The following is a 13,418-nucleotide window of genomic DNA, read 5'->3' as shown; positions in this document are numbered from 1 at the left end:
TTCAAGCCGCCGCCCCCTCGTCGTCGCCATCCTCCGTCCGCCGGCGGACCCATCCGGTCCTGAGGAAAACATGTCGCATGTGCTGATCCGCACGGACGGGAAGGCCGGGCGTATCACGCTGGCGCGGCCGGAGGCCCTGAACGCGCTGACCCACGACATGTGCCGGACGATCGCCGCGGCGCTGGAGGCGTGGCGCGCGGATGACGCCGTTCGCCTTGTGATCATCGACGGGCAGGGCGAGCGGGCCTTCTGCGCCGGCGGCGACGTGGCGCGCATCTGCCGGGCCGCCGCGGCGGGCGATGCGAGTGTGGGCCACGCCTTCTGGCGCGACGAATACCGGATGAATGTCGCGCTGGCGGAATATCCCAAGCCGGTCGTCGCCTTCCTGCAGGGCATCGTGCTGGGCGGCGGGGTCGGCCTCGGCTGCCACGTCTCCCATCGCATCGTCGGCGAGACGACGCGGCTGGCGATGCCGGAAGTGGGCATCGGCCTCATTCCCGATGTCGGCGGCACGCGGCTGCTGTCTCGGGCGCCGCATCGGCTGGGCGAATATCTCGGGCTCACCGGCCTGCGGATGGGGCCGGGCGATGCCATCCGCACCGGCTTCGCCGATTGTCTCGTGCCTGAGCGGGCATGGGAGGCGCTCGCCGCCGTTCTGGCGGCCACCGGCGATGCCGGGCTGATCGCCGCCGCCGCCGTGCCGGCTCCCGACAGCCCGCTCCATGCGGCGGGGGCTGAGATCGAGCAGGCGTTTGCCGGCCCGGACGTTCCCGCGATCCTGGCCGCCCAGCAGGCGAGCGACGCGCGCTGGGCGCGCGAAGGCGCGGAGGCGATGGGTCGCAACTCGCCGCTGGCCATGGCCTGCACGCTGGTGCTGCTGCGCAGCCTGCCGGCCATGGCGGACCTGCGCAGCGCGCTGACGCGGGAGTTCCGCGTCACCTGGCGATCGGTGCTGCCGGGCCTCACCGACTTCATGGAGGGCGTTCGCGCCCAGATCATCGACAAGGACCGCCAGCCGAAATGGCGCCATGCCACGCCGGCCGACGTTCCCGCCATCGAGGTCGCGGCGCTGATCGCCAGCCTCGGCCACGACGAACTTCTGCTGTGAACGAACACGTGTCGGCCGCCGGGGATTCCCGGCGCGCCGGCGGAAGAACTCAGGGAGTGGGCGACATGGATCTAGGACTGACGGGCGCCAAGGTCATCGTGACGGCGGGCGCGGCCGGCATCGGACGGGCCATCATTGAGGGGTTTCTGAAGGAGGGGGCCCGTGTCGCGACCTGCGACATCGACGAGACGGCGCTGGCCACTCTTCCCCCCGGCGTGCACGCCGAGACGGTGGATGTTGCCGACGAGACGAACTTCACCGCCTTCATCGACCGGGCCATCGAGGCGCTCGGCGGGCTGGACTGCCTCGTCAACAATGCCGGCATTGCCGGGCCGACCGGGCGGGTGGAGGATATTCACCCCGCCGACTGGCGCCGCACCATCGACATCGTGCTCACCAGCCAGTTCCTGGCGGTTTCCCGCTCGGTCGCGGCGCTGCGCGCAAGCGCCAATCCCTCGATCGCCAACCTGTCCTCGGTGGCCGGCCGCCTCGGCTTCGGCATGCGCACGCCCTATGCCGCCGCCAAATGGGGTGTGGTGGGACTGACCCAATCGCTGGCCATCGAACTCGGCGATTACGGCATCCGCGTCAACACGATCATGCCGGGGCTGGTGGCCGGCGACCGGCAGCGGCGCGTGCTGGAGGCCAAGGCGCAGCAGAAGGGCCTGTCCTTCGGCGAGGTCGAGGCCCAGGCCTTCCAGTACACCTCGATCAAGGAATACGTGCCGCCGGAGGCCATTTCCGACCAGATCCTGTTCCTCGCCTCCGAGCATGGCCGGCTCATTTCCGGCCAGTCGCTATCGGTCTGCGGCGGCATTCGCATGCTGGCGTGAGGCCGGGCGGGCAGGGGCCCGGGCGCGAACGTGACGTCGCCCGGACGCCGGCGTTTGATGTCGGAGGCTTGTGATAGTGTCGCGAAAAGGAGCCAGCCATGACCGACGACGAACGCCGCGCGCTACTGGATCGGATCACCGAGCTGAACCGGGGTGACCGATATCTCGCGGATCTCTGTGGGATGGCGGATGGCGAGTCGCTGCTCGCGCTCGTCGCCGAGATGGAGCGGGCCACGGCGGCGGTTCGCGGGCCGGGCGGCCGCCTCGCCGATATATGGCGGCAAGACAACGCGTTGCTGATCAAAAGGAAATAATGGCGGCCGGGGGTACGTCACCTTCCCCGCGGGGCAAGCTCGGCGATACGAATTGTCTCGACCGACCGGCGCGAAACATAGCAGGAACCGGTGAGACGATACAATCGCCGGCCTCTCATGTCGGAGCGGGCTTGGACGGCGGTTCCTGTCGACCGGGCGCGGCGGGGCCGTTCCTGTCCGCTTGCCGAGTCTGCGCCGCGTGCCGTGAGCCGGCGCCAGCCGCGGGCACGAAAAAAGCGATGTCGGCGTCATAATCGGCTCTGACGTATCGTAAGAACCGGAAGAACATATTGCGAACGTCGAACAAAACGAGTACGTTGCGGGCAGGATCAGGCGAAGATTCATTAACCACTTGCATGCAACCGGGAGCGCGGCAATGACTCAGGCGACGTTGCGACTCGTCGAAGGATCTTCCATGGACAAGACCAAGGCGCTGGACGCCGCTCTCACCCAGATCGAGCGCCATTTTGGCAAGGGCTCGATCATGCGCCTTGGCAAGAACGACAAGATCATGGAGATCGAGACGGTCTCCACCGGATCGCTCGGTCTTGACATCGCGCTCGGCATTGGCGGCCTGCCGCGCGGCCGCGTCGTCGAAATTTTTGGTCCGGAATCGTCGGGCAAGACCACGCTGGCGCTGCATACGATCGCGGAAGCCCAGAAAAAGGGCGGCGTCTGCGCCTTCATCGACGCCGAGCATGCGCTCGACCCGATCTATGCCCGCAAGCTGGGCGTCGACCTCGACAATCTGCTGATCTCCCAGCCGGATGCCGGCGAGCAGGCGCTGGAGATTGCCGACACGCTGGTGCGCTCGGGCGCGGTGGATGTACTGGTGGTCGATTCGGTTGCGGCGCTGACCCCGCGTGCCGAACTCGACGGCGAGATGGGCGACAACCAGCCCGGCATGCAGGCGCGGCTGATGAGCCAGGCTCTGCGCAAGCTGACGGCCTCCATCAATCGCTCGCACACCATGGTCATCTTCATCAACCAGATCCGCATGAAGATCGGAGTGATGTATGGCAGCCCGGAGACTACCACGGGCGGCAACGCGCTGAAATTCTACGCCTCGGTCCGCCTCGACATCCGCCGCATCGGCTCGATCAAGGAGCGCGAGGAAGTGGTGGGCAACCAGACCCGCGTGAAGGTGGTCAAGAACAAGCTGGCGCCGCCCTTCAAGCAGGTCGAGTTCGACATCATGTATGGCGAGGGCGTGTCGAAGATGGGCGAATTGCTCGATCTCGGCGTCAAGGCCGGGGTGGTGGACAAGTCGGGTGCGTGGTTCTCCCATGACAGTCAGCGGCTTGGCCAGGGTCGCGAGAACGCCAAGGCCTTCCTCCGTCAGAATCCGGATCTCGCGGCGCGCATCGAATCGGCGATCCGCCAGAATGCCGGCCTCATCGCGGAACAGATCCTTGCCGGTCCTACCGATGAAGATGGTGGCGGCGAGGCCGAAGGCTGAGACGAACCTTTGCGCGACCGGCCATGGCCGGGTGCGGCGGTGCGGCCCGTTTAGGTGACGGGGGCGGGCGATCTGCCCGCCCGGGACGCGGCCGAAGGGCGCCGGCCCTGTTTTCGACAGGTCGCCTCGGGTGGCCCGTGCGTTTCTGGACAAGCCCTTGGAGCGTCGTTAGAACCGTGCTCGCGCGCCGCGAGGCGTGGGCCGGCGGCTGCACCGCGCCGGTTACCTGGTGAATTCGACGGACCTGTTTCGATGAGCGGCGTTAACGAGATACGATCGACCTTCCTCGACTATTTCGCGAAGAACGGTCACCAGGTGGTCGAGTCGTCGCCGCTCGTGCCGCGCAACGACCCGACATTGATGTTCACCAATGCCGGGATGGTGCAGTTCAAGAACGTCTTCACCGGTATCGAGAAGCGTCCCTATTCGCGTGCGGCCACCTCGCAGAAATGCGTGCGCGCCGGCGGCAAGCATAACGACCTTGATAATGTCGGATATACGGCCAGGCACCATACCTTCTTCGAAATGCTCGGCAATTTCTCCTTTGGCGATTATTTCAAAGAGAACGCCATCGAATTTGCGTGGAACCTGATCACCCGCGAGTTCGAGCTGCCGGTCGATAAACTGCTCGTCACCGTCTATTCGGAGGACGATGAGGCGTTCGGATTGTGGAAGCGCATTGCCGGACTGCCCGAATCCAAGATCATCCGCATTCCGACCTCCGACAATTTCTGGCAGATGGGCGACACGGGCCCCTGTGGCCCCTGCTCGGAGATCTTCTACGATCACGGCGCGCATATCCCCGGCGGTCCGCCCGGCTCGCCGGATGCCGACGGTGATCGTTTCATCGAGATCTGGAATCTCGTCTTCATGCAGTTCGAGCAACTGCCGGGTGGCGAGCGGGTCAGCCTGCCGCGCCCGTCGATCGACACCGGCATGGGTCTCGAGCGCATTTCCGCCGTGCTGCAGGGCACGCATGACAATTACGAGATCGACCTCATGCGCGCGCTGACCGGCGCGGTCGAGGAACTCACGGACGTGCCGGCGACCGGGCCGCAGAAGGCCAGCCATCGCGTCATCGCCGATCATCTGCGCGCCGCGACGTTCCTGGTCTCGGATGGCGTCCTGCCGTCCAATGAAGGGCGTGGCTATGTTCTGCGCCGCATCATGCGCCGCGCGATGCGCCACGCGCAGTTGCTCGGCGCCCGCGATCCGCTCATGCACCGCCTGGTGCCGGTGCTGGTGCGCGAGATGGGGCGCGCCTATCCGGAGATCGTGCGCGCCGAAGCGCTGGTGGCGGAAACGCTGCGGCTCGAAGAGACGCGCTTCCGCAAGACACTGGAGCGCGGCCTGTCGATTCTCGAGGGCGAGAGCGAGGGACTGGGGTCCGGCGCCAAGTTCTCGGGAGAGACGGCGTTCAAGCTGTATGACACGTTCGGCTTCCCGCTCGACCTTACCGAGGATGCCCTGCGTGCCCGCGGCATTTCGGTCGATGTGCCGGCTTTCAGTGCGGCGATGGAGCGCCAGCGGGCCGAGGCGCGCGCCTCCTGGGCGGGGTCTGGCGAGGCGGCGACCGATACCGTGTGGTTCGGGGTGCGCGACGATGTCGGGGCCAGCGAGTTCCTCGGCTACGAGACGCAGACGGCCGAAGGGGCGGTCACCGCACTGATCGCCGATGGACGGCGCGTCAATGAGATCGGTGCCGGCACGCGCGGGCTCGTCGTGCTGAACCAGACGCCGTTCTACGGCGAATCCGGCGGTCAGGTCGGCGATACCGGCAGGTTTGCCGGCGAAGGCGGCTTCACGGCGCGCGTGCTCGGCACCCAGAAGAAGCTCGGCGAGATCTTCGTGCACGAGGTCGAGGTCGAGAGCGGCACGCTCACCGTCGGTGCGGCGCTGGCTCTGGTGGTGGATGGCGAGCGCCGCCAGGCGATTCGTGCCAATCATTCGGCCACCCACCTGCTGCACGAGGCCCTGCGCCGCGTGCTCGGCGACCATGTCGCGCAGAAGGGATCCCTGGTGGCGGCGGACCGGCTGCGGTTTGATTTCAGCCATCCGCGCCCGCTGGAGGAGACCGAACTGCGTGCGGTCGAGGACATCGCCAACCGTATGGTGCTGCGCAACGAGCCGGTGGTGACGCGGCTGATGGCGGTGGACGACGCCATCACCTCCGGCGCGCGCGCGCTGTTCGGCGAGAAATATGGCGAGGAGGTGCGCGTCGTCTCCATGGGGACGGATCCGGGCAACGGGGCGCCCTATTCGGTGGAACTGTGCGGCGGTACCCATGTGGCGCGCACCGGCGATATCGGCCTTGTTTCGGTGCTCGGCGAGAGCGCGGTGGCGGCTGGCGTGCGCCGCATCGAGGCGATGACAGCGGACGTCGCCCGTCATCACCTCAACGAGCAGACGCGTGCGCTGCGGGCGGCGGCGGGGTTGCTCAAGGCATCCGTGCCCGAGGTGGAGGCCCGTGTCGGGCAATTGGTCGAGGAGCGTCGCAAGCTCGAGCGCGAACTGGGCGATGCGCGACGCAAGTTGGCCATGGGCGGTGGCACGGCGGGCGAGGAGCCGTTGCGCATGGTCGGTTCGGTCAAGCTGCTGGCGCGGCAGGTCACCGGCATCGATCTGAAGGACCTCAAGAGCCTGGTGGACGAAGGCAAGAAGCGTCTTGGCTCGGGCATTGTCGCGATTGTCGGCGTGACCGAGGAGGGGCGCGCGGGCATCGTGGTCGGCGTGACCGAGGATCTCACCGCCACCTATGACGCTGTCGCGCTGGTGCGGCGCGGGGCGGAGGCGCTCGGCGGCAAGGGCGGCGGCGGGCGCCCGGATATGGCCCAGGCGGGCGGCCCGGACGGCGAGCGCGCCGCCGAGGCCCTGGCTGCGATCGAGAGCGCCCTCGCCGGGTGAGCGTGCCGGCGGAATGCCGGCGGCGGGAGAGACCGGCATGGCGGCGAAAAACGAAGGCTGGCTGTCGGTGTCCTGGCGGCGGGCGCAGCGTCGACGCTGCTATGAGGTACTCGAGCGCGATTCGCTTCACGACAGGCTCGCGGAGCGGGTCAATCGGGCGCTGATCGTGCTCATTGTCGTGAACGTGGTTGCCGCCGTGCTGGAGACGGTGCCGAGCCTGTCCTTGCGCGATCAGGTGCTGTTTCGGGCTTTCGAGATCTTTTCGCTTGCCATCTTCGCGCTCGAATACGGGCTGCGGGTGTGGGTGGCTCCCGAGGATCCGCGCTATCGCGGCATGTCGGCGACAGGCGCGCGGCTGCGCCACATTCGGACGCCGGCCGCATTGGTCGATCTGGTGGCGTGGCTGCCCTTCCTGCTGTCGGCCTCGCTGGGCCTCAACCTGCGCACGCTGGCCGTGCTGCGCCTGCTGCGTTTCGTGAAGCTGGCGCGCTACTCGCCGGGCATGCAGTCGCTGCTGGAGGTGCTGCACGGCGAGCGGCAGTCGCTGCTGGCCTGTTTCTGGCTTCTGTCGGCGGCGGTGCTGATTTCGGCGACCGCCATGTATCTGGTGGAAGGTCAGGTTCAGCCCGACAGCCTGGGGTCGATTCCCGCCGCCATGTGGTGGGCGATGACGACGGTGACGACGGTCGGCTATGGAGATGTCTTCCCGAAGACGGTGGCGGGAAGGATGATCGCGGGGCTGACCATGATCACCGGCATCATCATGATCGCGCTGCCAGTCGGCATCATCGCCACGGCTTTCGCGGATGTGATCAAGCGTCGCGACTTCATCATCACCTGGGGCATGGTGGCGCGCGTGCCGCTGTTCGCGGACCTCGACGCCAAGGGCATCGGGGAGATTCACAAGATCCTGTCGGCCCATACGGCCCAGCCTGGCGAGATCATCGTGCGGCGCGGCGAGGAGGCGCGCTCGATGTATTTCATCGCCTCGGGCGAGGTGGCGCTGGAATTTCCCGACAGTACCGTCGTGTTGACGGAAGGGCAGTTCTTCGGCGAGCGGGCGCTGCTTCATACGGCGCGACGGGCGGCCACGGCGCGGGCGCGCAGCCGCTCCATGCTGCTCATGCTGGATGCCGATGACGTTGCCGACGTGATCCGCCGTCATCCGGAAGTGGGCGAGCGCATTCTCGCCATGGCCCGGGATGCCGAAACGGCACAGCCGATCCGCCGCCGGTCCGATATCGTTGCCGAGGAAATGCTGCCCAGGGACGATCAGGACAGTTGAGCGGGCGCGCGCCGTATGGGCGCGCGCTTTCGGTTGGATCGGCGATGGCGCAGGCATCGAAGGCTGTCGGGTATCTCCGGCCGGGCCGGGCGCAGGCGGCGAAAGCCCGTGAGGCGTTGCTCTCCGGAGACGCCGATGCCCGAGAACGGCCCGCGATGCCCTGAGGCTGATGCGCGCGAATGCGCGCAGGGAGCGGGGAACCGGGCGCCTGCCGGCGCGCCCGCACCGCGCGGATAATCCCGGCGCGGATAATCCCGGCGCGCAGGTGTGCCGCGCAGGGAATGGGACAACAGCGCGAGCATCGGCGAACCACGCCGCGAACCCGAGCTAAAACCGGAGCGCGGGTGCGCCGCGCCCCGGTCCTGCCGGCCCTCAGGCCAGCGCCTTCTGCAGGTTCTCGGAGATCTTGTCGAGGAACCCGGTGGTGGACAGCCACTTCTGGTCGGCGCCGACCAGCAGCGCGAGATCCTTGGTCATATAGCCGCTCTCGACCGTGTCCACGCACACCTTCTCCAGCGTGAGCGCGAAATTGGCGAGGGCGGCATTGTCGTCGAGCTTGGCGCGATGGGCGAGACCGCGGGTCCAGGCAAAGATCGAGGCGATGGAGTTGGTCGAGGTCTCCTTGCCCTTCTGGTGCTCGCGGTAGTGGCGGGTGACGGTGCCATGCGCCGCTTCGGCTTCGACGGTCTTGCCGTCCGGCGTCATCAGCACGGAGGTCATGAGGCCCAGCGAGCCGAAGCCCTGCGCCACGATGTCGGACTGCACGTCGCCGTCATAGTTCTTGCAGGCCCAGACATAGCCGCCGGACCATTTCAGCGCGGAAGCGACCATGTCGTCGATCAGGCGGTGCTCGTACCAGATCTTCCGCTTCTCGAATTCGGCCTTGAATTCGGTCTCGTAGATGTTCTGGAATATCTCCTTGAACCGGCCATCATACTGCTTGAGGATCGTGTTCTTGGTGGAGAGATAGACCGGGTAGTTCCGCATCAGGCCATAGTTGAGCGAGGCGCGGGCGAATTCGATGATGGATTCATCGATATTGTACATCGCCATGGCGACACCCGAACCCGGGAAGTCGTAGACATCGTGCTCGATCGTGGTGCCGTCCTCGCCGACGAACTTGATGGTCAGCTTGCCCTTGCCGGGCACCTTGAAGTCGGTGGCGCGGTACTGGTCGCCGAAGGCATGGCGGCCGACGATGATGGGCTGCGTCCAGCCGGGCACGAGGCGCGGCACGTTCTTGGCGATGATCGGCTCGCGGAAGATCACGCCGCCGAGGATGTTGCGGATCGTGCCATTGGGCGAGCGCCACATCTTCTTGAGGCCGAACTCCTTCACGCGCCCTTCGTCGGCCGTGATGGTGGCGCATTTCACGCCGACGCCGACCCGCTTGATCGCTTCGGCGGCGTCGATCGTGACCTGGTCGTCGGTCGCGTCGCGGTTCTCGATGCTGAGATCGTAATATTCGAGATCCACATCAAGATAGGGATGGATCAGCTTGTCCTTGATGTACTGCCAGATGATGCGCGTCATCTCGTCGCCGTCGAGTTCGACGACGGGATTCGCGACCTTGATTTTCGCCATGGGGTTCCACCTCGCGCGGATGCAGATCGTAATGGGGCCTCGACGTCCGTCCGCGCGGCGGGCGCCGGTAAAGGCGTGATACCGCGCCGCAACGGCAAGCGAAAGCCGTTCCCGCGTCGACTTTTGCTCGATTGTCGCAAACGGGGCGGGAAGGGCGCGGAAACGGCGCGGAAACGGCGCGATTGAAGGGGCGCGGCGGGTGGTGGACGGCGGATGGAATGTTCCGCGCATGGTGCCGCGAGGACCGGCGCGGGGCGCGCCGCCGGAAAGGGCGCGCGGCGACGGGTGAGCCATTCGTCGCGGCGACGCGGCGTTCCTGCGCGAAGCCCGTTCAGTTTTGCCGGGACTTCGTTTAGGACGGCTGCATGTGCGCGCTTATCCCTCTCGTCCCCATGCGCCGGAGCTGGACCTGATGTCCGGTGCCGGCACCGATTCGACCCGGCCGTGGCCGGAAGGCGGACCCGTCGTCATTCTCGTTGAGCCGCAGCTTGGCGAGAATATCGGCTCGGCGGTGCGCGCCATGGGCAATTTCGGCCTGTCGCGGCTGCGCCTCGTCAATCCGCGCGAGGGCTGGCCGAACCCGAAGGCCGTGACCTTCGCCTCCGGTGCCGATCGCATTCTGGAGGGCGCGCAGGTGTTCCCGGATCTGCGCTCGGCGGTGGCGGACCTCAACTTCATCGTCGCCGCGACGGCGCGCGAGCGCGGCATGCAGAAATCGGTGCTGGGGGCGGATGCGGTGGCGGTCGAGGCGGTCGCGCGCACCGCCGCCGGCGAGACCGTGGGGCTGCTGTTCGGGCGCGAGCGCACCGGCCTCTATACCGAGGAGGTTTCGCTCGCCGACGTGATCCTCACCTTGCCGGTAAACCCGGCCTTTGCCTCGCTCAACCTGGGCATGGCGGTGGCGGTGGTCGGCTATGAGTGGTTCAAGCTCACCTCTGGCGGGGCGCTGCCCTTCCAGCAGCCGGATCGCTACCCGCTCGCCGACAAGCAGGACCTGCTGGCGTTTTTCGACCATCTGGAGCACGAGCTCGACACGGCGCTGTTCTTCCGGTCCGAACAGAAGAAGCCGGTCACCATCCGCAACATCCGCAACATCTTCCACCGGGTCGGGCTGACCCGGCAGGATGTCGCCACGCTGCATGGGATCATCACCGCGCTGGTGGAGGGGCGGCAGACGCGCGAGGCGCGCACCGCGGCCCGGCTGGGCATGAAGCCCGCCAGGAAGGCGACCAGCCAACCCGCCGAGCCGGCCGGGGACGGGGAGGGCGACGCCGAGGGCTGATGGCGCCCGACCGACGGCTTTCGGCTGACGGCTTTCGGCCGACGGCTTGCGACCGATGGCTGACGACGGCAACGATCCGTTCACCTTGATGCGCCACAATGCTGCCCGGGATGGAGGACATCAGATGCGTATCGAGGCTTCGCCCGTTTCTGCTTCTGGTTCTCCGGCGCTCCTTCAGGGCGCCGAGGGCCACGTTCCTGGCAGCGTTCACGGCGTCCCGCACCCTCGTTCAACGGGGCCATCCGCCGTGCCGCTATCCGCTATCGCTCCCACGCTGCGCGCGCCCACGATCCTGGTGTTCGATTCGGGGCTGGGCGGGCTGTCGGTGTTCCGCGAACTGGCGCGTGCCCGGCCCGATGCGCGCTTCGTCTACGCGGCGGACGATGCCGGCTTTCCCTATGGCCCCCGCAGCGAGCCGGACCTGATCGGCCGGGTAACGGCGGTGATGGATGCGCTGATCGCCCGCCTGGCGCCGGATGCGGTCGTCATCGCCTGCAATACCGCCTCGACGCTGGTTCTGCCGGCGCTGCGCGCGCAATATTCCATTCCCTTCGTCGGCACCGTGCCGGCCATCAAGCCGGCCTGCGAAAGCTCGCTCACCAAGCAGGTCAGCGTGCTCGCCACGCCCGGCACCGTGAGGCGCGACTACACGCAGGCGCTGATCCGCGATTTCTCGGGTGATTGCCGTGTCACGCTGGTCGGCTCGACCCGGCTGGCGCCGCTCGCCGAGGCCGTCATGGCGGGCGAGACGGTTCCGGACGAGGCGTTCGCCGCCGAGATCGCCCCGGCCTTCGTGCGCGAGGCGGACAGGCGCACCGACACGGTGGTGCTGGCCTGCACGCATTATCCGCTGGTGCTGGAGCGGCTGCGCGCGGTGGCGCCCTGGTCGGTGCGCTGGATCGACCCGGCCCCCGCCATCGCCCGCCGGTTGAGTTCGCTGATCGGTCCGGTCGCCTTCGCGGCGAACCCGGCGCCGCTGCGCCTGTTCTCCACCGGCCATCCGCTCGATGCGAAGCTGGTGGAGCGCATCGTCGGGCGCAGCAGCCGGCCCGGTGAACTTGTGCCGATGGCGTTGCCGGCCATCTGATCTCCGGCAAGCGACGGGCGAGGCCGTGGTGGCGGGCGACCGGGAGCCGTGGCCGGCAACATGTCTGCCCTCATCTCCGCGCCTTGCAGACGACATCATCCCAACCCACCATGCCGCTGCGGCATTGCGCGCCGCGGGAGATTCGTCCGTGACGCTTGACGCCTTCGCACGCCCCGCCGGCCAGACGTCGATACTCGCGCCGACACGCCGCGCCTTCCTTGTGGGAGCGGGCGCCGGGGCGCTGGCCTTTGCCGGCGGCACGGCGCGCGCGCAGACGGCGGCGCAGCCCTTCAGTGCCTGGGTGGTGAATTTTCGCGCCCGCGCGCGTGCCAAGGGCATTTCCGATGCCGTCTATGACCGGGTGACGCGGGGGCTGGAGCCTGACCTCTCAGTCTATGCCAAGGACAGCGCCCAGCCCGAGTTTCGCGAGGAGATCTGGCAATATCTCAACCGCCGCATTTCCGAATGGCGGCTGATGACCGGGCGGGCGGCGGCGAAGGAGAACGCCGCGCTGCTCCGGCGCCTGCACGGCGATTTCGGCGTCGAGCAGGATGTGCTGCTCGGCCTCTGGGGCATGGAGAGCGCCTTCGGCGAACTGGTCGATGACCCGGACCACATGAAGCCGGTTTTCCCCTCGCTCGGCGCGCTGGCCTGGGGCGAACCGCGCCGGCGCAGCTATTGGGAGATCGAGTTCATCAACGCGCTGGCCGTCGTGCAGCGTGGATGGGCGAGCCCGGAGGAGATGCGCGGCTCCTGGGCGGGGGCGATGGGCCATACCCAGTGGATGCCGGAAGTCTGGCTCAATCTCGGCATCGACTATGATGGCGACGGCACGCCCTCGCCCTATTCCGTGGCCGATGCGCTGGCCGGCTCCTCGCGCTATCTCCTCAAGCGCGGCAATTACCAGCGCGGCCTGCCCTGGGGCTTCGAGGTGCGCATGGATGGCGTGCCCGAACAGGCCGCCGACGCCAAGACCTGGCGCCCGGTGGAGGAGTGGGCCCGGCGTGGCGTGAAGCCGGCGGGCGGCGGGCGTTTCGCGCTGCCCAAGGCGCGGGCACGGCTCTGGGCGCCGGTCGGGCCGGAGGGGCCCTGTTTCCTGCTGACGCAGAACTTCTATGCGGTGCGCAGCTACAACCCTTCCATGAACTACGCGCTGGCCGTCTGCCATCTCGGCGACCGCGTGCTGGGCGGCGCACCCTTCATCACGCCCTTTCCCGGTGGGGAGCGCGCGCTGACGCTGGCGGAGATCCAGGACATCCAGCGCCGTCTGACGCGCGCGGGATTCGACACCGGGGGCACGGACGGGCGGGTCGGCAACATGACCATGAAGGCCGTGGCCGATTTCCAGCGCAGGATCGGGCTTGAGCCGAACGGCTATGCCGGGCTCGACGTGCTGGCGGCGCTGCGCAAGGGGCGCTGATTGCGGGCGCGAAGGCGGGGCCGCCGCCGCAGCCCTTGACCTTCCGGCCTTTCCCGCCTATGCACCCAGCCACGCACGGGGTCGGCAACGGCCCCGTGTTACGTTTCACGCACCCATGGATGTCTCCGGCGCGTTCGGAGAT

At 67.7% G+C, this 13,418-nt stretch carries 10 protein-coding genes; 9 read left to right on the top strand and 1 reads right to left on the bottom strand.

The genetic code is table 11. The features are described from left to right. The first annotated feature begins 70 nt into the window (after positions 1–70). The 6 genes from QOZ99_RS01100 to QOZ99_RS01075 all read left to right on the top strand — a co-directional run bounded on the left by QOZ99_RS01100 (position 71) and on the right by QOZ99_RS01075 (position 7,903). Positions 71–1,108: an enoyl-CoA hydratase/isomerase family protein gene (locus QOZ99_RS01100; RefSeq protein ID WP_306888029.1), complete on the top strand. Its 1,038-nt coding sequence runs from the start codon at positions 71–73 to the stop codon at positions 1,106–1,108. Between the two features lie 65 nt (positions 1,109–1,173). Next, the gene (locus QOZ99_RS01095; RefSeq protein ID WP_306888028.1) at positions 1,174–1,941 is read left to right on the top strand and encodes an SDR family oxidoreductase; all 768 of its coding nucleotides are present in this window, start codon (positions 1,174–1,176) and stop codon (positions 1,939–1,941) included. Between the two features lie 98 nt (positions 1,942–2,039). Then, positions 2,040–2,255, top strand: coding sequence for a hypothetical protein (locus QOZ99_RS01090; RefSeq protein ID WP_306888027.1), 216 nt, complete (start codon positions 2,040–2,042; stop codon positions 2,253–2,255). A gap of 376 nt (positions 2,256–2,631) precedes the next feature. Then, entirely contained in the window at positions 2,632–3,714 is a 1,083-nt protein-coding gene (gene recA, locus QOZ99_RS01085) for a recombinase RecA (protein WP_306888026.1), read from the top strand. 252 nt (positions 3,715–3,966) lie between these two features. Then, a complete protein-coding gene (gene alaS / locus QOZ99_RS01080) occupies positions 3,967–6,618 on the top strand; it encodes an alanine--tRNA ligase (RefSeq protein ID WP_306888025.1) in 2,652 nt (883 codons plus the stop codon). A 37-nt stretch (positions 6,619–6,655) separates the two neighbouring features. Further along, complete coding sequence (locus QOZ99_RS01075; RefSeq protein WP_306888024.1) at positions 6,656–7,903, top strand: cyclic nucleotide-gated ion channel; 1,248 nt, start codon at positions 6,656–6,658, stop codon at positions 7,901–7,903. A 372-nt stretch (positions 7,904–8,275) separates the two neighbouring features. Here the strand turns inward: QOZ99_RS01075 and QOZ99_RS01070 are convergent, their stop codons facing one another. Further along, the gene (locus tag QOZ99_RS01070) at positions 8,276–9,487 is read right to left on the bottom strand and encodes an NADP-dependent isocitrate dehydrogenase (protein WP_306888023.1); all 1,212 of its coding nucleotides are present in this window, start codon (positions 9,485–9,487) and stop codon (positions 8,276–8,278) included. Positions 9,488–9,899: 412 nt separating this feature from the next. Between QOZ99_RS01070 and QOZ99_RS01065 the strand changes: the two genes are divergently transcribed. The 3 genes from QOZ99_RS01065 to QOZ99_RS01055 all read left to right on the top strand — a co-directional run bounded on the left by QOZ99_RS01065 (position 9,900) and on the right by QOZ99_RS01055 (position 13,276). Further along, positions 9,900–10,769, top strand: coding sequence for an RNA methyltransferase (locus QOZ99_RS01065; RefSeq protein ID WP_306888022.1), 870 nt, complete (start codon positions 9,900–9,902; stop codon positions 10,767–10,769). A gap of 247 nt (positions 10,770–11,016) precedes the next feature. Beyond that, positions 11,017–11,856 (top strand): glutamate racemase, encoded by an 840-nt coding sequence (murI, locus tag QOZ99_RS01060; protein WP_306888021.1) that lies wholly within the window; start codon positions 11,017–11,019, stop codon positions 11,854–11,856. Between the two features lie 148 nt (positions 11,857–12,004). Further along, entirely contained in the window at positions 12,005–13,276 is a 1,272-nt protein-coding gene (locus QOZ99_RS01055; RefSeq protein ID WP_306888020.1) for a lytic murein transglycosylase, read from the top strand. The last annotated feature ends 142 nt before the right edge of the window (positions 13,277–13,418 follow it).

The sequence above is a fragment of the Ancylobacter amanitiformis genome (assembly GCF_030814815.1).
GTDB classification, from domain to species: Bacteria; Pseudomonadota; Alphaproteobacteria; order Rhizobiales; family Xanthobacteraceae; genus Ancylobacter; species Ancylobacter amanitiformis.
The sequence above is the reverse complement of the archived record's forward strand: the minus strand, read 5'-3'. Positions and strand labels throughout refer to the sequence as shown.

Bases quoted from the DNA above. Each gene is read 5' to 3' on its own strand.
- QOZ99_RS01100 (WP_306888029.1), top strand. From the start codon at position 71: ATGTCGCATGTGCTGATCCGCACGGACGGGAAGGCCGGGCGTATCACG.
- QOZ99_RS01095 (WP_306888028.1), top strand. From the start codon at position 1,174: ATGGATCTAGGACTGACGGGCGCCAAGGTCATCGTGACGGCGGGCGCG.
- QOZ99_RS01090 (WP_306888027.1), top strand. From the start codon at position 2,040: ATGACCGACGACGAACGCCGCGCGCTACTGGATCGGATCACCGAGCTG.
- recA (WP_306888026.1), top strand. From the start codon at position 2,632: ATGACTCAGGCGACGTTGCGACTCGTCGAAGGATCTTCCATGGACAAG.
- alaS (WP_306888025.1), top strand. From the start codon at position 3,967: ATGAGCGGCGTTAACGAGATACGATCGACCTTCCTCGACTATTTCGCG.
- QOZ99_RS01075 (WP_306888024.1), top strand. From the start codon at position 6,656: ATGGCGGCGAAAAACGAAGGCTGGCTGTCGGTGTCCTGGCGGCGGGCG.
- QOZ99_RS01070 (WP_306888023.1), bottom strand. From the start codon at position 9,487: ATGGCGAAAATCAAGGTCGCGAATCCCGTCGTCGAACTCGACGGCGAC.
- QOZ99_RS01065 (WP_306888022.1), top strand. From the start codon at position 9,900: ATGTCCGGTGCCGGCACCGATTCGACCCGGCCGTGGCCGGAAGGCGGA.